General features: G+C 54.8%; 23 protein-coding genes. 12 read left to right on the forward strand and 11 right to left on the reverse strand.

From position 1 onward, the window contains the following. A complete protein-coding gene (locus tag ACR0AK_RS01825; protein ID WP_480792176.1) occupies nucleotides 1-870 on the reverse strand; it encodes a LysR family transcriptional regulator in 870 nt (289 codons plus the stop codon). A 118-nt stretch (nucleotides 871-988) separates the two neighbouring features. On the opposite strand from ACR0AK_RS01825, the gene ACR0AK_RS01830 reads away from it, so the two are divergent. Genes ACR0AK_RS01830 through ACR0AK_RS01845 form a run of 4 tightly spaced genes read left to right on the forward strand, consistent with a single transcriptional unit; the run spans nucleotide 989 to nucleotide 3,107 of the window. Beyond that, nucleotides 989-1,855 carry a HalD/BesD family halogenase gene (locus ACR0AK_RS01830; protein WP_480792177.1) on the forward strand — a complete coding sequence of 289 codons (867 nt, stop codon included), beginning with the start codon at nucleotides 989-991 and terminating at the stop codon, nucleotides 1,853-1,855. 11 nt (nucleotides 1,856-1,866) lie between these two features. Then, nucleotides 1,867-2,415, forward strand: coding sequence for an isochorismatase family protein (locus ACR0AK_RS01835; protein WP_480792178.1), 549 nt, complete (start codon nucleotides 1,867-1,869; stop codon nucleotides 2,413-2,415). A 30-nt stretch (nucleotides 2,416-2,445) separates the two neighbouring features. Continuing rightward, on the forward strand, nucleotides 2,446-2,643 hold the full coding sequence (locus ACR0AK_RS01840) for an NAD(P)-binding domain-containing protein (protein WP_480792179.1): 198 nt from the start codon (nucleotides 2,446-2,448) through the stop codon (nucleotides 2,641-2,643). Nucleotides 2,644-2,681: 38 nt separating this feature from the next. Then, the gene (locus ACR0AK_RS01845) at nucleotides 2,682-3,107 is read left to right on the forward strand and encodes an NAD(P)-binding domain-containing protein (RefSeq protein WP_480793627.1); all 426 of its coding nucleotides are present in this window, start codon (nucleotides 2,682-2,684) and stop codon (nucleotides 3,105-3,107) included. Here the strand turns inward: ACR0AK_RS01845 and ACR0AK_RS01850 are convergent. Continuing rightward, a complete protein-coding gene (locus ACR0AK_RS01850; protein WP_480792180.1) occupies nucleotides 3,010-3,468 on the reverse strand; it encodes an Lrp/AsnC family transcriptional regulator in 459 nt (152 codons plus the stop codon). The genes ACR0AK_RS01845 and ACR0AK_RS01850 overlap by 98 nt on opposite strands. Nucleotides 3,469-3,554: 86 nt before the next feature. Between ACR0AK_RS01850 and ACR0AK_RS01855 the strand changes: the two genes are divergently transcribed. The 4 genes from ACR0AK_RS01855 (at nucleotide 3,555) to ACR0AK_RS01870 (ending at nucleotide 7,477) form a co-directional block, all read left to right on the forward strand. Then, entirely contained in the window at nucleotides 3,555-4,565 is a 1,011-nt protein-coding gene (locus ACR0AK_RS01855) for a pyridoxal-phosphate dependent enzyme (protein WP_480792181.1), read from the forward strand. Further along, nucleotides 4,558-5,682, forward strand: a complete 1,125-nt coding sequence (locus tag ACR0AK_RS01860) for a M20 aminoacylase family protein (RefSeq protein ID WP_480792182.1) — start codon at nucleotides 4,558-4,560, stop codon at nucleotides 5,680-5,682. Before ACR0AK_RS01855 ends, ACR0AK_RS01860 begins: the two co-directional genes overlap by 8 nt. 386 nt (nucleotides 5,683-6,068) lie before the next feature. Further along, entirely contained in the window at nucleotides 6,069-6,545 is a 477-nt protein-coding gene (locus ACR0AK_RS01865) for a hypothetical protein (protein WP_170561301.1), read from the forward strand. Next, nucleotides 6,542-7,477, forward strand: coding sequence for a polyprenyl synthetase family protein (locus ACR0AK_RS01870; protein WP_480792183.1), 936 nt, complete (start codon nucleotides 6,542-6,544; stop codon nucleotides 7,475-7,477). The genes ACR0AK_RS01865 and ACR0AK_RS01870 overlap by 4 nt, the downstream gene beginning before the upstream one ends. Here the strand turns inward: ACR0AK_RS01870 and ACR0AK_RS01875 are convergent, their stop codons facing one another. From ACR0AK_RS01875 to ACR0AK_RS01885, 3 genes are all read right to left on the reverse strand, one after another. After that, nucleotides 7,478-10,759: an adenylate/guanylate cyclase domain-containing protein gene (locus ACR0AK_RS01875; protein ID WP_480792184.1), complete on the reverse strand. Its 3,282-nt coding sequence runs from the start codon at nucleotides 10,757-10,759 to the stop codon at nucleotides 7,478-7,480. A gap of 34 nt (nucleotides 10,760-10,793) precedes the next feature. Beyond that, nucleotides 10,794-12,581 carry an FAD-dependent oxidoreductase gene (locus tag ACR0AK_RS01880; protein ID WP_480792185.1) on the reverse strand — a complete coding sequence of 596 codons (1,788 nt, stop codon included), beginning with the start codon at nucleotides 12,579-12,581 and terminating at the stop codon, nucleotides 10,794-10,796. A gap of 984 nt (nucleotides 12,582-13,565) precedes the next feature. Continuing rightward, nucleotides 13,566-13,958, reverse strand: coding sequence for a hypothetical protein (locus tag ACR0AK_RS01885; RefSeq protein WP_480792186.1), 393 nt, complete (start codon nucleotides 13,956-13,958; stop codon nucleotides 13,566-13,568). Nucleotides 13,959-14,279: 321 nt separating this feature from the next. On the opposite strand from ACR0AK_RS01885, the gene ACR0AK_RS01890 reads away from it, so the two are divergent. Together ACR0AK_RS01890 and ACR0AK_RS01895 are read left to right on the forward strand one after the other, a co-directional pair. After that, complete coding sequence (locus ACR0AK_RS01890; RefSeq protein ID WP_480792187.1) at nucleotides 14,280-15,335, forward strand: tetratricopeptide repeat protein; 1,056 nt, start codon at nucleotides 14,280-14,282, stop codon at nucleotides 15,333-15,335. Between the two features lie 8 nt (nucleotides 15,336-15,343). Next, nucleotides 15,344-15,793 carry a hypothetical protein gene (locus ACR0AK_RS01895; RefSeq protein WP_480575083.1) on the forward strand — a complete coding sequence of 150 codons (450 nt, stop codon included), beginning with the start codon at nucleotides 15,344-15,346 and terminating at the stop codon, nucleotides 15,791-15,793. Nucleotides 15,794-15,985: 192 nt separating this feature from the next. Here the strand turns inward: ACR0AK_RS01895 and ACR0AK_RS01900 are convergent, their stop codons facing one another. The 3 genes from ACR0AK_RS01900 to ACR0AK_RS01910 are packed head-to-tail and all read right to left on the reverse strand — an operon-like array spanning nucleotide 15,986 to nucleotide 18,464. Further along, complete coding sequence (locus ACR0AK_RS01900; RefSeq protein ID WP_170647186.1) at nucleotides 15,986-16,381, reverse strand: thermonuclease family protein; 396 nt, start codon at nucleotides 16,379-16,381, stop codon at nucleotides 15,986-15,988. A gap of 23 nt (nucleotides 16,382-16,404) precedes the next feature. Then, the gene (locus ACR0AK_RS01905) at nucleotides 16,405-17,184 is read right to left on the reverse strand and encodes a COG3904 family protein (protein WP_480575080.1); all 780 of its coding nucleotides are present in this window, start codon (nucleotides 17,182-17,184) and stop codon (nucleotides 16,405-16,407) included. Continuing rightward, entirely contained in the window at nucleotides 17,184-18,464 is a 1,281-nt protein-coding gene (locus tag ACR0AK_RS01910) for a hypothetical protein (RefSeq protein ID WP_152457318.1), read from the reverse strand. The genes ACR0AK_RS01905 and ACR0AK_RS01910 overlap by 1 nt, the downstream gene beginning before the upstream one ends. A gap of 515 nt (nucleotides 18,465-18,979) precedes the next feature. On the opposite strand from ACR0AK_RS01910, the gene ACR0AK_RS01915 reads away from it, so the two are divergent. Continuing rightward, on the forward strand, nucleotides 18,980-19,477 hold the full coding sequence (locus tag ACR0AK_RS01915) for a thermonuclease family protein (protein ID WP_480575077.1): 498 nt from the start codon (nucleotides 18,980-18,982) through the stop codon (nucleotides 19,475-19,477). A 105-nt stretch (nucleotides 19,478-19,582) separates the two neighbouring features. Here the strand turns inward: ACR0AK_RS01915 and ACR0AK_RS01920 are convergent, their stop codons facing one another. Next, nucleotides 19,583-19,864 carry a hypothetical protein gene (locus ACR0AK_RS01920; protein ID WP_353391544.1) on the reverse strand — a complete coding sequence of 94 codons (282 nt, stop codon included), beginning with the start codon at nucleotides 19,862-19,864 and terminating at the stop codon, nucleotides 19,583-19,585. Between the two features lie 29 nt (nucleotides 19,865-19,893). Then, nucleotides 19,894-20,307: a hypothetical protein gene (locus tag ACR0AK_RS01925; RefSeq protein WP_353391546.1), complete on the reverse strand. Its 414-nt coding sequence runs from the start codon at nucleotides 20,305-20,307 to the stop codon at nucleotides 19,894-19,896. Between the two features lie 149 nt (nucleotides 20,308-20,456). On the opposite strand from ACR0AK_RS01925, the gene ACR0AK_RS01930 reads away from it, so the two are divergent. Further along, nucleotides 20,457-20,900 (forward strand): hypothetical protein, encoded by a 444-nt coding sequence (locus ACR0AK_RS01930; protein ID WP_480792188.1) that lies wholly within the window; start codon nucleotides 20,457-20,459, stop codon nucleotides 20,898-20,900. On the opposite strand, the gene ACR0AK_RS01935 is transcribed toward ACR0AK_RS01930, so the two are convergent. Continuing rightward, nucleotides 20,869-21,183 (reverse strand): hypothetical protein, encoded by a 315-nt coding sequence (locus ACR0AK_RS01935; RefSeq protein ID WP_353391549.1) that lies wholly within the window; start codon nucleotides 21,181-21,183, stop codon nucleotides 20,869-20,871. The genes ACR0AK_RS01930 and ACR0AK_RS01935 overlap by 32 nt on opposite strands. Nucleotides 21,184-21,211 lie beyond the last annotated feature (28 nt).

The following is a 21,211-nucleotide window of genomic DNA, read 5'->3' on the forward strand; positions in this document are numbered from 1 at the left end:
TCAAAACCGGGTTTGCAGCCACTCACAAAAGGCGGTTGAGACATAGGACCCTGCCGGTCCCGTTTTGTGTTGCATGACATAGTGGGCTTGGCCTGTATCGACCGGGGTGCCAACAATTCTAATCTGGCGGCCGGTCTCAATGGCCTGCTGGGCGAAACGGTTGATCATGATCGCGCAGCCGCTTTCTGCAGCCACCAATTCGCAAGCGGCAACCGAGGTGTCGACGACAAGGTGTGGGGATATGTCGCCGTAGGGCAGATCATGGGCTGACAGATATCTTGCCCAATGGTCGTCGAACCCAAGGACGTGGATGGCCGCACGGGTTGTCAGATCAGCAGGTGTATTGACCTCAGACGCGGTGCGCGCACCACAAACCGGAACGATGAATTCGTCGGCAAGCTTGACCATGCGCGCGTCGGATTGGGCTTGCGGCGCCAGCAGGATGTCAACATCTACAGGATGCCCCTCCCGACCGCTTTGCCACAGCGAGGTGACAAGTTTGATCCCGATACCGGTATGGGTCTTTTGAAAGGACGCCACTTGCGGTGCCAACCATATGATCATAGCCGCCGATGCCCGCACAACGATCGTCGAATCTAATGCGGGTCCAAATAGCCCGTTGGTGGAGAAAGCGATGTGTTCCAATGAATCCCGAACCGAAATCAAATAGGCTCGACCGATTTCCGTCAGTTGCAGGCTCTTGGCCCGGCGAATGAACAGTTTCTGCCCCAGCTGACCTTCCAGCGCCTTCATGTGCTGGCTGACAGCTGTTTGCGTCAGCCCCAGCTCTCGGCTGGCGGCAGTAAAGCTTAAATGGCGTGCGGCAGCCTCGAAGGAGCGAAGCCAGTTCAGGTTGAGATTGCTCTTCATTGCCTATCCATAAATTTTTTATGTGCATGAAAGCAAATTCTTTCATTTTTCTTCGTTTCAGAGGGCCGCTAGACAGATTCAGGTCACGATAAAAACGACCAGAAAAAAAGGAGCGCCCATGCCCGAGATCAATCGAGATGCAGCCACCGATATGGTTTTGAGCCTTGTGGATCTGGAGCGCTTTCCGATCGCAGATCTGGAAGCTGCCGAAGGTGCTGCCTTTCTAAAGGACTGCCAGGACCAGATGGAGGAACACGGCTGGTGCAATCTGGATGGGTTTATCCGCCCCGAAGGGCTGGCGGCTCTGGCCGATGAATCCAACGCCTTGTTGCCTACCGCAGACGTGCTGACCATCAGACGCAACATCTACCAGGGCGCAATTGACCCTTCGCTGCCCGAAGATGATCCGCGTCGCAAGGAATACACGCATGTGGCAACGCAATTGGCCGACGACCAATTGCCGAATGAAACGCTACTTCAACGGCTATATCAATCTCCGCTGCTGACGGATTTTGTGCGCCGCGTTCAAAAGAAAGACGTGCTGTACCGGTGCGCCGATGAGTTTCAGGCGCTGAACGTCGTTGCCCTGCATCCGGGCAGTTGGCACGCCTGGCACTATGATACGACCGAATGCACGGTAACACTGTTGTTACAAGCCGCTGAAACCGGTGGTGATTTTGCCTTCCTGCCGAACTCGCGCACCGACGAGGCCGAAGATCGCGAGGCGGTGGATCGTTTGCTTGCCGGCGATCTGTCCCACGCCCGGACGTTCGACCGCGGCGCCGGTACGTTTACGCTATTTCGGGGCGGCTATTCTTTGCACGGGGTGACAGAGGTCGAAGGCTCGATCCCCCGTGTCACTGCGATCATGACCTATGACGAACAGGAAGGCCGTGTGATCAGCGACGACATCAACATTCGGATATACGGTGATCGCGTCAAAAAAATCCTCGCGGACCGCGCAGCCTCCAGTATCAACGCATAAAGGAACAAGCCATGAAAACTGCTCTACTCGTCATTGATGTGCAAATGGCGTTGGCCCATGAGGATGCCGCCGGCGCCGCGCGGTCGTGCCCTGAGGCTGGCGACAATATCCGCAGGCTGCTCAGCCAGTTCCGCGAGCGCGGTTACAAGATCGTCCATGTGCATCACCACGGGCTTGACCCGGATGATCCGTTCCACGCGGATGCGCCCGGTGCTGCCGTTCAACCCTTTGCAGCACCGCAAGGGGACGAGCCGGTGATCATCAAAAACGTCTCCAGCGCCTTTGCCGGAACCTCGCTTGAGGCTGATCTGCGTGCAGAAAACATTGAACGCGTGGTCATCTGCGGGGCAACGGCAAATCACTGCGCCGAGTCCGCCGCGCGCTCGGCAAGCAGCCTGGGGTTTGATATGGTCTATGCCTCAGATGCCGTCTGGGCCTATGACGCAACCGGGCCGGACGGCGTGACCCACAGCGCCGAGCAGGTACATTCGGTCACGCTCGCCAACCTGCAGGGCGAGTTCGGTGAGGTGCGTTCGACTGATGCCATCCTGAACGCGTAAACAGGAAAACTAACCCTGAGGGCGGCGAACATGCGAATTGGCTTTATCGGACTTGGCGCCATGGGCGGACCGGCGGCCTTGAATCGGGTAAAAGGTGGGCACGATCTTTCTGTCTGCGATCTTGATAAGACGCGGGCAGAGGAGCATCTGGCGCTGGGCGTGACTTGGGCAGAGACCCCTGCGGCAGCCGCGCAAGCGGCGGATATCGTGTTCACGATGGTATTTTGACCAAAGCAAATTGAGCAAATGGTAGGGGTGACGATGGACTGCGGTCAGTCCAGACCGCCGGGCAGGTTTGGGTGGATATGATGACCAACAAACCTGCCTATGTGCGAGAGCTTGCTGCCATTTTCGCTGAGATTGGAGTGCAGTTAATTGATGCGCCAGTCACGGGTGCCGTCGATGGTGCACGTACCTGCAATATGCCTCAATTCGCAGGCGGGGATGGGGCAACGGTCGCGCGATTTCGCCCCGCGATGGAACTGATGGGGTCGTTTCAGGGCAATTCGCGCGTGAACAGTACAAACCATGGTGCAGTTAGCGCGACGAACAACTTTGTTGGGCGTCTCATTTGTCGATCCAGGGCCCAAAGCCCTACACAGGAACGCCCAAGCCGACTTTCTTTCTGCCCATTACAACAGATGTACGAAAGCGTCGGACATTTGAGTTGTCAAAGAACAGTCGTTTCGTGAGTTCCTGAAAATCGTCCATGTCTTTTGCCGTGCAAACGAGGCAGAAATCCGCGTCCCCAGTGATGTAATAGCACTGCTGCACCATGGGCTCAGATTGCGCCTGACGTGAGAATGCATCGATCTGATCCTGTCGCTCGCGCTCCAATTCGACCATCACAATGAAGCTCATCGCAACACCCAGCTTTTTCGGATCGACGATGGCGACTTCCGAAACGATGGCGCCCGAGGTTCTGAGCGCCTTCAACCGGCGCTGAACTGATGCCGCGGACAAGCCCGTCTCGGATGCGAGAGCTTCGAGGCCCATCTTCGCATCAGCTTGCATCAAGTGAAGAAGACTTCGGTCGAACTGATCGAATTTCATGTGAATTCCATCTTAAGTGAGAAAAATTCCCAATATTGGGAGGAAATTGATGATAATACCTCACTGATCGCGTGTACAACTTTTGTATGAAAAATCCAACCATACTCGATGTTGCAAAGCCACTGTCACTGCTGGCGGCCTGCCCAACCTATAAGCCAAGTCCATTGGAAACGTGTAGTTTTCAGGGCCGTTCCATACTGATCAAAGACGAAACAAACAGGATGGGCCTGGGTGCGTTCAAGGCGCTCGGGGGTGTTTACGCCGTTGCCAAGTTGATTGAGGAGCGCGTTGGTTATCCTCTGGAGGCAGGCACTTTTCTGGAAGATTCCGTGAAGGCGATTGCGCAGAAGATGACTTTTGTCTGTGCCAGCGCAGGCAACCATGGCATGGCCGTGGCCGCTGGTGCGCGGCTCTTTGGTGCCAAAGCCCGCATTCACCTTGCCGAAACGGTGCCCGAGGACTTTGCAATTCGCCTGCAGGACAAAGGCGCAGAGGTTGTTCGGTCCGGTGACGATTACGAGGCGAGTGTCGCGGCAGCCATAGCCGATGCAGAGGCAACCGGCGCAATTCACCTCGCCGACGGATCCTGGCCCGGATACACCGAACCACCGCGGTTGGTGATGGAGGGCTACACTGTCATTGCCGAAGAAATGCGCATGGAACTAGAGCGTTCCGGGAACTGGCCCAGCCACGTTTACTTGCAGGCTGGCGTTGGTGGGCTGGCTGCGGGGATCGCTTACATGATCCGATCCAATTGGGCGGTTCAACCAAAGATAATCGTGGTTGAACCGGATGCGGCCCCTTGCCTTGCGGAAAGCGCCCGCGCGGGCCAGATCCTGACAGTCGAAGGACCCGTTTCCAACATGGGGCGTCTGGACTGTAAAACGCCTTCTATGTTGGCTTTGGGCATTCTGGAACGATGCGCCGACGATTGGGTTTTGATTAGTGACCCACAGGCTTTAGGAGCTGTAGAGCATGCGCTCGATATGGGCTTCTCTACTACGCCCTCTGGCGCCGCCGGGCTTGCCGCCTCGTTGCTGGACAAAGCCGAATTGCCGTTAGTCGTTCTGTCCGAGGGGAGCGTTCCCGATGCTTGATCTCGTTGCATTTCGTCACGATTTGCACGCGCACCCCGAAACTGGCTTTGATCTTGGCCGGACCTCAGGTCTAATTGCGGCTGAGTTGGAGCGAGCTGGGCTTGAAGTCACCCGTGGAGTGGGACGCACAGGCATTGTGGCCACCTTGCGCCGTGGCCCAGACGAAACCGCAATCGGCTTTCGCGCCGATATGGATGCTTTGCCAATACACGAGACCACCAACTTGCCGTATCGCTCGCAAACGGAAGGCAAGTTTCATGGGTGTGGGCATGACGGCCACAGCGCCATGCTGCTGGGGACCGCGCTGGAGCTTGCGGCGGATCCGTCTTTAAACCGCACCATCCACTTTATCTTTCAGCCGGACGAAGAAAACGGAAACGGGGCAGCCGCGATGATCGCGGATGGACTGTTTGAACGCTTTCCAATGGATGCAATCTTTGGCCTTCACAACATGCCGGGCATGGAACTTGGCCACTTTGCCACGCAAGTGGGATCATTCTGCGCATTTGAGGATAATTTCGAGATACGTGTTCGCGGCCAGGGCGGGCACGCGTCCATGCCGGAAAAAGGCATTGATCCGATTGTGACCGGGGCGGCAATAGTGCAGCAGTTACAGACGATTGTCTCTCGCTCGCTTTCACCAAGCAAACATGGCGTCGTTTCCATCACTGAATTCGTAACGGATGGTGCGCGAAACATCTTACCCAGCAATGTAACCCTGCGCGGGGATTGCCGGGGTTTTTCCGGGGATGTGTCCGAAAGTATCGAGCAAAGAATGCGCGCCATTGTCGCGGGCGTTTGTGCGGCACAAGGAGCTGAGGCGGAGGTAGATTACTCGACTTCATTCCGGCCTTTGGTGAACGATGTCAGAGCTACTAACATGATTGCCGGCGCTGCCCGCGATGTCGGCAGCCTGGATGCGGATTACGGGCGCGTGGGTTTTTCGGAAGACTTTGCTGAGTTTCTTGCGCATCGTCCCGGGGCCTTTATCCTGATGGGCAACGGGGTCGAGGGGAACCACGCCATGCCGCTTCATAACCCGTCATATGATTTCAACGACGAAGCGATCAGGCATGGTATTGCCTTCTGGACCAGCCTTGCACGGCAAGAGTTTTGAGGGCTGACGAGCGCTGGATTAAACTTCAGTATCGGGCAGCATTGTTAGCTACGCTGTCCTATTCTGTTCTTCGGCCAACCCGCTGCGGCGACTGTCTCCCGTGCTGAATCGCGTCATCTGGTGACGGCGCAGCAGAAATCATCAGCAACGCCGTACTTAAACACCAATGCATCGCGTGGAAGGCGTCATTTTCGCCAGTCTGTGGCCGTTGCCTAACGTTATTAGATAGTTGATATATCTCGGTACTTGATTGGGCGGCGATCTTCTTGTTTTACTAAAAGTCAAATCAACCCATGCCCCAGCGCGGTGTGAATAAACAGTGAAAATCAGTGCCAAAATTCTGAATCCACAGAACTTTATGACTAAGGGGGCAATGGAGTAGCAAGATGGATCAAGACGACGGATCATCACGCAATGAGTTTGGGAACCCCGGCTCGATCGACGACATGGTAGCAATGTATCTGGAGGCGCTGGAAGGAGTTCTCGGCTCGTTACGCGAGCACGGAGAAAAGGGTGCACGGTTTGAACCGGACGTGATGTTTTTGCTTGCACAGGCACAGGCCCGGTGGCTCAGCTCAGCTTTACGGTACTGGCGGCAGATTGCGACCATCGTCTCAACACAAGGAACGGACGCGATCGAGGCAAGCATGCCTAGCGCGGATGGACCTTCACTAGAAGCCAGACAGCTGATCGTGCTGGACAAGGCGCGGGCTGTGCTGCGCGAGATATCGGATCTGTCACTGAGTGAGGCAAAACTGTTGCAACGTGATCTCATGGAAATCGAGGCAGAGCTTCGCAAATCGGTCGGCCCTGTGGATGACGACCTGGAAGGTCCTCATCGCTATGCAAAATCCAAACCATGAATAACGAAGGTGCCCGCGCCGACTGGGTAATACCGGAACTGGGATTTGAATCTGAGACGGAACGGCTTCGCACAGCCATCGGCACGTGGGTTGAATCCACGCCGGAAGAGATGCGGCCGCAACTGGAAGAACAATTTCTGGCCGGCTCAAAGTACTTTCGCCCCTTGACCATTTTTGCCTGCCAGACAGCTGTCGGCAGCGAAGAAATCACGGATGAGACCATTCAGGCGGCCGTAACGCTTGAGCTGTTTCACAATATGACGCTGGTGGTAGACGACATTCTGGATCAGTCGGACGAACGGCGCGGCAAACCGACCATGCATACAGCCTTTGGGCAACTTGCGGCGTTGATGACGTCCGGATTTATGGTTGCGGAAGGTTATCGGATTATGGCGAACGAACCGCAGGTGGTCGGGCTATTGTCCGAGCTGATGTCGCGGCTTGGCGCAGCCGAGATCGCACAGTGGAACAGTCGCACAATGCCGCGCGGGGTCGAAGATTGGCGCAAGCTGGCGCAGGAAGATACCGGTTCAATGTTCGAGGTTGCTGCTTGTCTCGGAGACCGCAGCGAGGGGCTGCGCCATTTCGGCGGCTTGCTGGGTACCCTGTATCACGCCTGCGATGACGTGTCGGACGTGCGCGGAACCGAAGCTTTGGGCGGAGGTGGTGAAGAGGATATTCGTGACGGCATCCTGACCCTGCCTGCCGCAATTGCAGTGCGCGAACCCGCGGTTGCCGCTATGTTCCGTGATCCGAACCCGGACAATTACGACGCGCTGGCCGAGGCCTTTCGCGCCGCTTTGCCCGAAGCCGAGGCCGAGTTGGACCGGATCGCCGCCAGCGCTATAGCTGAGGCCAATCGATTTGCCCGGAACCCGAAGAAGTTGATCACGCTTGTGGATCGCACAAGGGCTTTGGGCGAAGCGCGCTGATCACAAATAGGCGCGCGCAGCCTTCAGATACTGGCTGTCGAACCCTTCCTCGAACTGCGCCATCAGCGGTTCTATAAGCGCGCGTTGTGCGTCTTTTGTGGGCAGCAAAGACGCCAACCCAAGCGCGGCGCGCAGTTGCCATGCTAAAGCTGACCGGTTTCCGGCAGCGTCGTAAGCAGCGCGATAGTGCTGCTCGGCGCTGCTGGTATCGCCACGCTTCTGTGCCAATTCCCCTTTGACTAGGCTCAGGTCCAGTACGTGGTTCAATTCGCCCCCAACCTGCAGTGGTCGGTCAAGATCGTCCAGAACCCGGGCGGCATCCTCGATCCGGTCCTGTGCCAACAGCAGGCGTGCGTGATTGGCTTCAAAACAGACGCGGTGGTAATGAACGCCGGCATTCTTGCAGGCGGCAACGGCCGTGGCCGTGATCTTTTCGGCCTCATCCAGTTGACCGAGTTGCGCCATTGCCCGGGCGCGCCAGAAGGAAGCCCAGACACCCAAGAACCTGTACCCGTACTCTCCGGCAACCGCGCTGCATTCTTCGGTCAAGTCCATGACCTGTTCCCAGTCACCGTTCCAGTCATGGATGCGGATCACCCCGTTCGACAGAGCATAGACTAGCGAATAGGGGTCAGGCAGTGACCGGGTGTAATTCAGGATGTCGTTCCCGACCTTCACCGCCTGATCCGGTCGACCCAGGGACCAGAGCGCTGCCGCCCGGAAGCACTCTGAAATTACCTTGGGTTCTGCGGCCGACAGGCGTGGCCCGGGCTGGTCCCAGATGCCGTCATCGTAGAGCTGAAGAACCCGTTCGCCGTAACGCACTGACTCGGCGTAATCGCCGCGGTTGAAATGCGACCACGTCTGCATCGAGGCGGAATAGACTTCATAGCGGGTATTGCCGCTGCGCGTTGCCTCGTCAGCAAGCGCCGCAAATGTATCATGCCCTGAGCTTACGTCGCCACGCATGGTTTCAAACGCCCCGATCCCGTATAGAACCGCGACGCGCAGGTCTGGATCGTCAACATCCACAAATAGCTCGCGTGCGCGTTCAAAAGCGGTTTGCGCCTGCGGCGAGGCGTAGCTGGTCGCCGCAAAATGCACTACGCCAATTGTCGACTGCAGTTGCAGCTCCAGCTTCGCGCGATCCGTCAGGTCATCGACCTCTCCAACGTATTCCAAACCATTGCTGAGTTGAGCGAGCGCTTCTTTCATCGAAGCCCGGCCCCAAGCGGATTTACCTGCCGTCAGCCAGTAGGGGACCGACCGGTCACCAAGTCCGGCGGCAACAAAGTGGTTGGCCACCTGTTCCGGACCGGACTTGCAACGTTCAGGGAATTTTTCTTCCAGCGTTTCGGCAATCTTTCCATGTAATTGCTGTCGCCGCCTTCGCAATATGGACCGGTATGCCGCTTCCTGAATCAACGCGTGGCGGAACATTAGGCTGTGACCGGTTTGGTCAGGGTATGCCAGGTCGGCGTCACCCAGTTGCGACAGCGAGTCCGAAAGCTCTGGCAACGGAGTTCCGGTCACCTGAGACAGCAGGTCGACATCGAATTCCCGGCCGATCACGGCCCCGATCTGAGCGTATTCGCGAACCGCCCCCAACTTGTCGAGGCGCGCCATCAAACTGTCTTGCAGGGTCTCTGGCACCAGATCCGCGCTGTTTCTGGATTCTATCGCAGAGCGGGTCAGTTCTTCGGCGAAAAGCGGTACGCCATCCGATCGTTCCAGCAATTGCTGGCGCTGTTCGGCCGAAAAAGCATCCGAGCCTGTCATACTGTCCAACAGCTCTTCGACTTCTGCTGGCTTGAGGCGCGCCAGTTCGCAGGTTTCCAGGTGATCCACCTGCCAGTCATGCGTAAATTCCGGCCTGCAGGTCACAAGCAGCAGGATCTGGCAATCAGCGAGTTTGGCGGCAAATTTGGTCAACAAATCCAGTGATGTAGGGTCGATCCAGTGCAAGTCTTCAAAATGCACCAACAATGGTGCCCGCTTGGACAGAACGATGACCTGTTCGATCAGCATGTCGATCGTGCGCGTCTTTTGAAGCTCGGGCGAAAGGTTCAGCGGCGGATACCTGTCACAGGGCAGCGAAAACAAAGATGCCATCAGCGCGCGGGCTTCGTTCAGATCGTCTTCGGCGACGACAAGTTTTTCCAGCTTGTCCAGCCGAGCTTCGCTGTCATCGTCTTCCTTGAACCCGAGCACGGTTTCGATCTGACGGCGGATAGGGTACAGGGCCGTGTTCTCAAAATAAGGTGCGGATTGCAGGTGAAGAACGGTGGCACCTTCGCCTTTGGCCTGATCCACCACCTCATATGTGAGGCGGCTTTTGCCGATGCCAGCCTCACCTGAGACAAGGCAAACATTCCCCTTCTTGGATTTGGCATCTTCCCAGGCCGACATCAGGCGCGTCCGTTCCGGCGTACGACCGACCAGAGGCGTAAGTTGCCGCCGTGCCGAGGTGACGGCGAACCGGTCCTGGCGCTGTGCCGTGGATATGACACGCCAAGCCACCTGGCCGGGCTCAAACCCCTTCAGATGGATGTTCTCCAGCTCCTCATAGACGAACATATCCCCCAACAGAGACTGCGTTCTCTTGCCAATGACAATTTGTCCCGGCTTTGCCAGCCCCTGCAACCTGGCCGCAAGGTTGGGCGTATCGCCAGCCACTGCTGAGGTCGAGTTTACGCCGTTCTGGTCAAGGTCACCGGCCACAACCAACCCCGTTGCAATGCCAATGCGCACCTGCAGGCGTTCACCGGCTGCAGTATCCAACGCGGCGACGGCCTCGACAATTTCCAAGGCAGCGCGGCACGCGCGTTCTGCCGCGTCCTCCTGCGCAACCGGGTAGCCAAAATAAACCACAACGCCATCGCCAAGGTATTGGGCCACGTGCCCTCTGGCCTCTTTGACCAATAGCGAGACGGTATCCTGATACAACGCCATGAGGTCGCGATAGTCTTCGGGATCAAGCCGCGCCGACAGGGCGGTCGAGCCGACCAGATCGCAAAACATGATGGTGAGGTGTCGCCGTTCCGCGCTTTCCTCGCCCGTCATTGCACCGCTGGGTCTGGGCTGTGCCGCATCCGGTTTCAGCGCGGTGATTGCCTTACTGATCTTGAGCCGATGACCCAGCACCGTGACACCCATTTCTCTGAGATGGTCGCCGGTCACATCTTCAAGAATGTCCAGGTCGATGCCGTTCTCATCAAACAGTTCGGTGTATTGTGGCAGGCCAATTTCATTCAGCCATGCCGCAATCGATTTAGTAGTCATCAGTCGTCTCTTGTTCGTACCAGGTATTTCTTAGTTACTTTTTACGGGGCTTGCCGTCTTCTGTATAGTTCCAGAACATTGGGCCCAGGCCCATAGTCTGTTCATTCCACTTACTTGCAGGCAGCCAGTCCGTAAACAGGGAGCCAAGGTTCTCTGGGCTTGGCGTGAATTTCGACTTCGGGAACTTGAAGTCTTTTGGTGGCCATAGCTTGTTGATCCCCAGGGCTTTGTCCGCAAGCGTCCATGCTTTTGCACTGGCGGCATAAGGCGCCCAGGCAATCTTAAGCGTTTGAAACATCTGGCTGGGATAGAATTCGGGTGTGATCACCTCTACCGGTTTACCTGCGTCGCCTTTATCCGGTTCTCTCTGCGCGGCCTGGCGTACGCCTTCAGCTGCGATCAGCCCAGTTGCACAAGCGCCTTCGACAGTCGAGACATCCGCGAAATTCCTGACATAAGTCCCGGCAAGAAACAGGTTCTCGAACTTGGTGTTGACCTCGGGGCGATGTTCCCAGCTGCCGGTGAGATTGGCGAAAAGCTCTTCGCCAGTATTTGTATCGACCGAAGTCTGGAACAGATCGATATCCGCCTCGGTTATCTCTAACTTGGCAGTGATTTCTCGCAGAATATAGTCGATCGCGGTTTTGGGGTTTTTGAGATCCAGAATGAGGTTCTGGTTTTCGTCCCGGCATTCGGGTTTTACAGACAGCAGCGATTTGAAATCCGAAACTGTCACATAAAGGAAGGTGTTTTTGAGGCCCCACGTCGCCGAATAGTTGAGGAACGTCATCTCATAGGGTGTATCCATGAACACGACCACATCTGACGGGATGCCGGGCAGTTTCCGCTTGAGATAAAGCTCGACCGACGCCATCGGCTCGGCCTCCAGGTATCTCAGCTGCCCAAGATCCGGATCGGCGTTGTAGAGATCATCAGTTACCATTGAGGCCATCGCACCGGGGGTGATGCTGATGATCACGTTCTCATCGCTGACATCCACTTCGATGTCTTTCTTTGCGATCCCCCATTTGGGGTTAACTGATGGCGATTTGGTTACCTTGTCAAACACCAGCCGTTCGATCCGAGTGCCGTCTGCGTTGGGATGCACCTCGCGAATTCGGTGGCGGTACTTGAGCTCAAACCGGTCTCCGAACTGATCGAGCTTTTTGTGGAAGGGATCAATCAGAGTTTCTTTCTTGGACCCATCAAACAGCCAAAGCTGCGGAACCGGAACGCGGTTGCCGTACTTCAGGAAGGTCTTGTAGCTGCGCGCCGAAGCTTGCCAGCTGTCAATAGCCCACACGGTTTGCCAGATCTTCTCATGAAGCTTCGCCACAACATCGGTGCAATAGGGCCGCCCGCGCAGCCAGCCGTTGAACGACATCCGGTCAAGCTTGTCATCTTCACTGTCCGGGATCGAAAGCAGATCGACCATCGAATACATGAACAGGAATAATTCAGCAGGCGGCGCTGCGCCACCGGTGAGGTTGCGGTAAAAATCCTGAATGCCGCCCGGGTTCACCATTTCGGGCATGTTGTCGAGATCGCCGTCATAGAGAAACTTGAAGGCTTCGCGTGGTGTGAAGTTATCTTCGATCCCAAGGTCTTTGGCGACCGACCAGAAGTTGTAATACCAATTGCACAGCATGTGATAACTGTGCTCGCGCGGGTAATCACCGTGGTCGTGCTCCTTATGGGACCGCAACATTCCACCAATGAAGTTGTCCTGCTCATACAGCGTTACGTGGTATCCCCGTTCCAACAGACGAAGAGCCGCGGTTAGCCCGGCTATCCCGGCCCCGACGATAGTTACCTTATGCATGCTCACTCCCTCGGATTTCGGTGTCACAAGCCCGCGAATGCGGTCCGGCGCCGACAAAACTCAGCTAAGGTTACGCTGCTTGGTGCATCAAAGGAAACTATTTCAGAGTGTTGCGGGAAAATGATCAGCGCCATGGTAGGTGCAAGGGGAGGGTTCACTGCGCTGAAGCAAAGGTTTTTTGAGACTAAGATGGGGTCCTGCAACGTTCCCTTTTGTTGGGCTGCTCTGGTGAAATCGAAACAGCGGTTACCAGTCGAGCAATCCGGTCGACGTCCGCAATGGTGGCGATCAAAAAGATGGCTGATTTCGCAGCCTTGATTTGTCCGTCAGTTTGGTCATCTTGCATACTTTCTCACTGGTGAATCCCACAAAAGGGGATACTGGCAGAGCCCAAGTTTCCTTGGGTGTTGGAAAGACTGGCACGTCAAAGGCCTAATTTACAAAGCCCTGTGCCTGGGAGTGAATTCGAACTGTGGAGGAATATGGTGGAGCCTAGGGGATGCGATCCTGAGGTGATAGGTTTCAATAAAATCAGTGGTTTAAATGTAAGAGAGTTCCTGCGCTGTAACAACCCACTGTAACACTTTTTCAGTTGTTGGCAGAGACGCAAGGCGCGATTTGCATCCTAAGGAAATCCGCAGTTGGTTACTCTACCACGCAGGTAGATGGCCGCAGAGCGGACGCTAGATGTAATGCATTCTACGACCGCTTTGCGGACGAAGCTGACATCGGTTCGAAACCAAGAACAACACTTCAATAGCTGCCGTAGTAACGAAGCATCCTGCTTATCGGGGCACACAGTTGCATTCACCAATGGTCGTTAGGCGAACTGCGCAATTCCCGAGGTCGCACATTGAACGCCTCTGGGCTGCCTTTGGCGTTTAGCCTGGCAACACTAGCAAAGTCGAAATGAAGACTGATGAGGTTTCTGATCTTCTGCGCATTTCAGGCAAAAGTAGTAATCAAAATTCAGAAGGTGGATTTTTATCCGACAGGTGACCAGCTGAGATCGTTAGCTCTGTTTGGAGCTACCATGAACATCATGACCCTCGAAACTTGTTCCTCACTGCGACCAGCATCGCGTACCAAGTTAAGAATTGCATATTCAAGATTAGCCGCATCGTCTTCGCGTTTGTCGATCATCGCTGATATAAATTCATGGGCCAAGTTCTTTGGTTCGATATAGGCTTCTGCGCGCGTCAGACTCAACTCGCTGAGCATAAATTCCAGCAAGAAAGCGACTTCGTTCTGCCGCTCGGGTGAACTTTCAGCGAACGACAGTTCCAAAAGTCTTCCGTGTGTTTCTGTCAGAATAACGTTCAACGACAACGGTTCTTTGGCATCAGACTTCCGTGGCTTTGCCAGGAACGCTTTCAATCGATCAAGGACGATCGGAACTTCCTTCCTTCATGTTATTGAGGCACAAGCGGTGCGACATTGAGGTCTCGCAAAATACCAGCATTTTCACCAGCACGGTGTATTACTTTCTCGGTCCTGAAACTGCGCCCGCCAACAGTTCTCGTGAATGGCAGTAGAAGCTTATTTCGCGAGCCTGCATGGAGCAAAAAATATGAACAAGTGTGTCTTTTCAATAACTTTAGAAGCAGTCTCACTCAAGAAATAGAATTTGTTGTTGGGTGAGCTGTTATGGTCACTAAAGATGATCGCAACTCAGATTAGCTTTCAAAAGGCCCAAGAATGCGAAGAACGATCCTTTCCTCTATCCTTGTTATGCTTGCCGGTATTGCGCATGCACAAACACCCGAGTGCGACAGACTCTGCTCCCGAGACTTTATGTTCAGTCTCGACTCCGGGCTTGATGTCATGCCTCTTGTCGCAGATGGCGAGCATGCCAACGGGCATATGGAAGACGGAAGAACGCCATTGATTTGGGCCGCGCTGGATCCGGACGATGAGGATGCAATCATCTTCACATCCACACTCCTTTTTGCCGGCGGCGACGTTTTCGCGCAGGATAGTAAGCGTGGAATGACTCCATTGCATTGGCACTTTTTTCGAGTTGGTGGTCCAATGAAGGAAGTGGTCGCCATGTATCTTGGTGAAGGCGCCAGTGTGATCAGCAAGGATAATTTCGGATATTCTGTGCTCGATATTGTTAATGGTGTGGCGACTGCTGAATTATACGAGGTGTACGAGCTGCCCTATGTGAATGATGAGGTTGCTGACATGATCCGCGGCTGGGCGGAGCTTGAAGAGAGATGGAAAGACGCCTTTGGAATGCATCTGGGTGGGGACCCTACTTCAGTACGCTATTTCGAAGTCTTGGCGGAAGAGGGCTACATTCCGGCAATGTATGCTTATGCCTCTGTACTCGAGAAACCCAGAATTGAAGGCTTTACTCCTGATATTGAACAGGCCCTTTATTGGTATGAAGAGGCTGCCAGCGTCGGCGAGGTTAATTCAATTTTCCACGTTGGGTCCAGTGCATATAGCGGAACGGACACAATTGAGCAAAACGATGCTATGGCGCATGAGTGGCTCTCTCTTGGTGCGCGACATGGGGATACGAACTCTCAGTCACTTCTTGGTTTGATGTATGCCAACGGGAAGGGAGTTGAGAGAGATATTCAAAAAGGTTTGATGTGGATGATCATCTCTCTTCGGTTTGGTGAAGACACACCTGACCGAGTGAGACTAATTGATGAGATGTCATCTGCCTTGTCATATCAAGAGGTTAAAGAAGCCGAGCAAATGGCTAAAGACTGCATCATAAATTTCTTTGAGCACTGCTGAGGAAAAAGATGAAAAGTATTGTGAGGTTGTGCGCCCTGATCTGTTCAATTGGCGCTTCTGCTCAGGCTGAAGCGGCTTGGCCTCCAGAGCCCTTCATTCGAGACCGAGAGCCTCATGTTCTGAGGATCGACGCTGATACTGTGCTCTGTGAGGTCCAGTGGGATGGTCATAGAGAGAATGGAGAAATTCTGGATATTGCGCCCGAGGCCGACTTCTATATCGAGAGTGTCGTCATACCCCTGTCGGGTGAGTATGTGTTCATCAGTTCCGACCCGGTTCAGGTGTTCGGGCCAACGCAGCATTTTGTATACATCGAAGATGGCGTAGAAGTAGAGCTTACGCTTTTCGGACATGTGTCAGATACTGGGGATAGGCTCCTTGAGCTCAGCGAAGTAAGACATTTGTCCTTTGAGGACAAAGACAGAAACGATTTCTGGGGTCGTCTTTTCTGCCCTTAAAGGACTTGCAACGATCTTTAAAGGGCCTCTGTTTGTCGGATTTTTTCAAGCATGGCCCTTTTCCTTTTGGCAATGACGCGAATGAACCGTTGCTCAATGAAACAGGAAACTCGCTTTTTTCTTCCGCTTCGGGCTCTAAGCGGACTTTCAGCGTTTTCGCCTGAATGGCCGCTTTCCAGCCAGCGATTGTACCTACCGGCAGTACCCGGCGCGTCTCAACCGAGATTTGGCCGCGGATGTCTCCAAATGCCTATAGCGTCCCCCCGAGTACCTCGCGCAATCCAGAGCATGCCCCGCAGCAATCACAGCAGCACCAATGTCTTGTCCGTCCGCGTAGCAAACACCGACCCACCGATCATGGGTGCGTTCGCCATTAAGACTGCACTCGATGTTCTTGCCGCGAAGATAGTTCACCATCCAGCGTTTAGCATCCTGACCAGAACGAGTGCCAAGCTCCGGCGCATCCACGCCGTTCAAACGGACAGGAGTGCCATCGACAACGATCGTGTCCGCGTCGCGCACTTGGAGGCCACCGGCGGCTGCGGTAGTGGCGAAAAATGCGAAGGCAATGGTTAGCTTCTTGAACAAGGCGAAGTCCTCAGTGTCTCGTGTTAATCGACTATTTGGGTCGCTATGCGGGTATCTATTAGTTCTTCCTCGATAAGCGCATAGATTTCCTCGGGTGGGGTGTTCAGTGAGAACAGCATCAGTGACGGGTCCACACCCAGGTCAATCAGATGCTGCATCGTCTCTCCTTGTCCCTTCTGGATGCCTTCTACTGCGAAAACGACAGGTATTAATCGAGGCTGGTCGTAGTAGTGCTGATGCATACCTACAATGCCGCGAAGAGAGACGATGCGTTCCTCACCGCCTGCAAGAACGTAAGGACATGACGATACACACATCGAGCCAGCTAGAACTGCTGTAGCAAGCTCAGCACCTCTCACCTGCTTACCAATGGACAGTGCCTCAGAAACCACTCCTCCCGGGCTGTGGAGAGCCACAAGGTCGGGCTTTTCCTGCATGTCAGACAGGTACGAAGCGAAGCGGGCCGAGTCGTCCACCTCTATCTGGCCGCTAAGAAGAAGAATTCTCCCCAGCCCTTCGACTTCCTGAACTGAGAAGTCCAATCGGTTTGGAAAAGCCTCTGGCACGGGTACGTCCAGAGGTCCATCCTGCGGCAAAAGCGACGGATCGCTACGATCAGTGCGATACTCTCGACGTTGATCGCCGGGGGTTATCGGACCAGTCGGGAGTTGAACACGCTCCTTGAACGGGCTTGGTATTACACCAAGAACGTCCGACGCTATCAGAACGCCTGCAATAGCGAGCTGTAGGATGAGAACGTAGCGTAGCCCTGAACGAGGATCGAGACGGCTTAACAGGCTCATCACGTTTCATCTTTTTGTGGAGTGGCGCGGTTGAGGATAGCTGCGTCTGCCACGCCCATAGTCGCCTCAACGTCCTTCATGGCATTCATTGCGGCTCTAAGGTCAGAAAGAGTCAGAGTATCCTCAATGCTCATGCCGTCCTTACCACTGCGGATTGCGGCTTGTGTGATAGCCAGCACAAACACCAACACGGCGGGTAACAAGTCGATGGCTATAGCTCCAGCCCAAGAAGGTACGAAGTTGTGGGCGTACTTGATCACCGCATCGGCGCTGGAAATCGGGTTATATGCCGTCTCGATGGGCGGCTCCATGTCCAACACCTCGTCAGCAGCGTTCTTGAGTGTCTTGCTGCGTTGGTCCAGCGCGTTCAAAACGGAGTTGATTGTGGACGATTGCGCGTCTCGTACGTCGGAACTGCGCCCATCAAGCTCTGGTAGTACGACCGAGGATGGCAGGTCCTCAGCAGCGCGAGCAACAAGTGGTGCCACGCTGTACTGGTTGAGGCGCGAGATAACACCCGCCAGCTTCACGCTTTCCTCGGAGAACTGAACCGAACGGCGATCCACGGGACCAGGAGCAACGGTAAGCTCGCGCATCTTTGCGAGGATTTCGTTGCCTTGTTGGAAGGCTTCCTCGATAGGTTCTTGCTGCGCCGCGATCTGCTCTTCAAGGTTTCGCAACTCCTCAGCTTTTTGTGTCAGCACACGAAACACGGCACCCCGACCGGCGGTTCCTGAGAGGTCTCCGGACTGCTCGAGTTCAGCCAGTTCTTCAAAACTCTGGCGGGCGCGTTCCACCTCGCGACCCAACGCTTGGCCACTGAGGGCTATGTCGTGGGCTTGCTCGAGGGCAGCTTGGTAGTCACGGACAGTGTTTTCCAAGTGTTGTTCGACCGCTGCCGAGCCTGCGAGTGCAGCTGCGTTCAGCCAGCTAGACATAGCGATGATGGCGACAGAGCCAACAATTGTTGAGATCGTCAGACCAATGAATCCACTAGCCGTACGCATTGAAGGCAACAGACGGAGCATGTAGCTCCAAAAGACGAAGATGCCGACAGAGACAGCGATTGAGTATGCGACCGCGGCGAAGAACGAGACCGCGCCGTTATCTTCAAGCAGTGAGGACACGCCGAGATATGTGTAAATACCAGATGCGATGGCTAGGACACCCAAGGCTGCGGGAGTAAAAGTATCCAACCAAGCAAGATGACCTTCTAGTTCTTTTGCGGTCCGAAGTCCCTTAGCTTCCTCAGCCGTCAAGCGATCCTTGTTCTCCGTCATTCTACAACATGCTCCACACTCATCACGCGATAGTTCGTCACTTAATCATTTATTAAGACTTTTCACCCTGGGTTGCACATCTGGACGATACGAATTTATTGCTTTTGCGAAATTGCCATTCTTCTGCGATTTTCTGCCAAATTGCGCCGCCAGCTCTAGAAGACGGGAAAAACATCAACCAGTTGAAATTCCGATAGCTATTCTGGGAGTGGCCATGAACATGGATCACATGCCTCGTTGTCACACGCGTGAATTCGCTCAGCGGGGCAAATCAGTCACATCTCCCTGAGTGAATATGAGGTGTCCCTAGCGTATCAACCCGAACGTGTGCTTGGTTCGATCCTGATCCAGTGCGAAAAACTTGATTGACCTAACTCTTGGAGACCTAGCTCATGGAAATCTTGATAGTTTTGGGTTTGGTTTTGGCTGTTGTTGCGTATTTGGCAATTCGCAGTAACAGGCCAGTCGATACAACTACTCCGCCGAGTCAGTCAGGTAGGCATGAGAAACCTAGATTGACCACGAACCAACGGCAGCGCACATCGCAGCCAGAGCGTTTTGATCCAGACCATACAGTCCCGAAACCCGACGTCACGATACTATCGGGTTCAGCCTACGTTGTAGATGGCGATACACTGGTCATTAAGAAAACACAGGTTCGTCTGTTTGGTGTCGATGCTCCCGAGATGAACCATCCCTATGGAAAGAAGGCGAAATGGGCGCTCGTTTCGCTTTGCAAGGGTCAAAAAATTAGGGCCGAAGTGACCGAGCAAGACACCCACGGAAGGACTGTTGCAAAGTGCTACCTTGAGGATGGTCGTGATCTATCCGCTGAAATGGTCAAACTTGGTTTAGCGATAGACTGGCCAAAATTCTCCGGTGGACAGTACCGGTCTATGGAAATGCCCGACGCTCGAAGGAAGCTATGGCTGGCAAACGCGCGGCAAAACGGACACATGGGGCTGTGGAAGCAATACGACGCGAAGCAGGCCGCTCGGAAAATGAACAACTGACAGTACATCCAAAGCCGTAGCTGATGTGGCGCAAGTAGGAGCGGCCAAGGAGTTAACCCTGAGCCGCTTGAAACCTTTGATTTGAGGTTTTGAATTTGTCCATCGTCACCTCAAACTCTCAGGCATGGCTAAGTTACGGCTACGCGCAATCGCGCGAACTTCGGCGCTCATGACCATGTGGGCGTTGTTAAGGGCGCTTACTAAATCGGCCCGTTCCCAATGTCCGGGTTTAATCCACTGATCAGGATAAGCTGCTTCGATCTGGCGAGCTTCTGCGCGTACCTCACTGGCAACCTGCTTGATACCTGCGAGAATAGACAGAGTGCGCTGCCAGACCTCAGCGTCATCGGTAAGCGGTCCCGGGGTGGGCTTGGTTTTGGATGTCATGGTTTCATGGTCCTTTGATCTGAACGGCCTCATTGAGCCGCTGGGTTGAACAATGAGTGCTGCTGGAAGATCGACCGGGCATCTCGATAGAAATCCATCTTTGGCAAGGTCGTTCCCTTCGAGCGGCGCAGCATGTCCCGCCAGATCGGTAGTTGCGTATGGGGATCGAGTGGATCATCTGTCAGATGCTCGAGGGCGATCACTGCGGATTGATCGTAGCGATGCCGGGTAAGACGGCCTTGAAGACGCGTGAGCATATCGTCGATCTTCCGGTCGATTACCTCGTCGCGGCGTTTAACGATCAGGTTTTCGGCCTTGGGCATCGGGGTGGATGCCTTCGCGATTGCGTCGAGGTCTGCCTTGTGCTGGCGGGTTCTGCCGTGCAGCGGAGTGTGTTTTTGGTAGTGACGTTTAGCGTCACCTATTGTGATGGCGTTGGCCATTTGGAGGAGTCCTTTGTGGAAGCCTCAAAACCCCTAAAACAACACTTACCTACCGACCCCTGCGGAGGGTCGATTTTGGCATTGGAAAAGCCAATAAAATCAATGGATCACGGGAGGTGTTTTCGGGGGTCGAGGGTCGTTATTGGTGGGTGTCAGAGTGTGCCGACTGTCAGTGCCTCGGTTCGGTCGAGGCGATCTTCGAGTTCAGCCTCTGCAGCTTCATCTTGTTCGTGTTGTTTGTGGGTGTATTTCTCGAGGCTCTCGTCGATCTCGAGGGGGACACCGAGTGTATCCGCGAGTTTCTGATAGAGAGCCTCAAGGGCGCCACGCTGGGCAGTCGTGAGAGTCTCAGAGAACTTGCCGGTCTCCCGGTCTCGGCCCCCCACTACGCCGATCTGGATATGGCTTCGGGTGAAATTGTCGCGACCGACTGCGCCACGCGTCAGGGGGTGTCTACAGAGTTCGAGCGTGCCATCGAACTGTACCAAGTAGTGCCAGCCAATCCCGAGGCGACCGGTCTTGGCGTGTTCGATATCAATGATTGCCGCGTCGATGCGTGGATCAGGTGGATGATGGGTGTACCTTACAACTAAGCCGGCGGTCTTCTCGCGGGGCAACGTAGCGAACATCGCTGTCCTCAGGTAGGTGTCGGCTCTCTTGATCCTGAGCATCGGCCTTGGTTCCTTTATTCACACGTTCTGCCCATGCTTCGAGTTCACTGAGCGTCAACCGCCCCGCCCCTGTTGGTGAACGACCGTCTTCAATCAGGTCGACGGTTGCATAGAAGTAATCCGGGTCGGCACAGGTGCGGGGCTGGATACGGTTCAGGACCAGAGTGATATCTACGTCCCAAACCATGTCTGATAGATTGGTCATGCTCTTGTCATTCGTCCCGAGACAGAAG

It is taken from the genome of Ruegeria sp. BI12, from assembly GCF_056537985.1.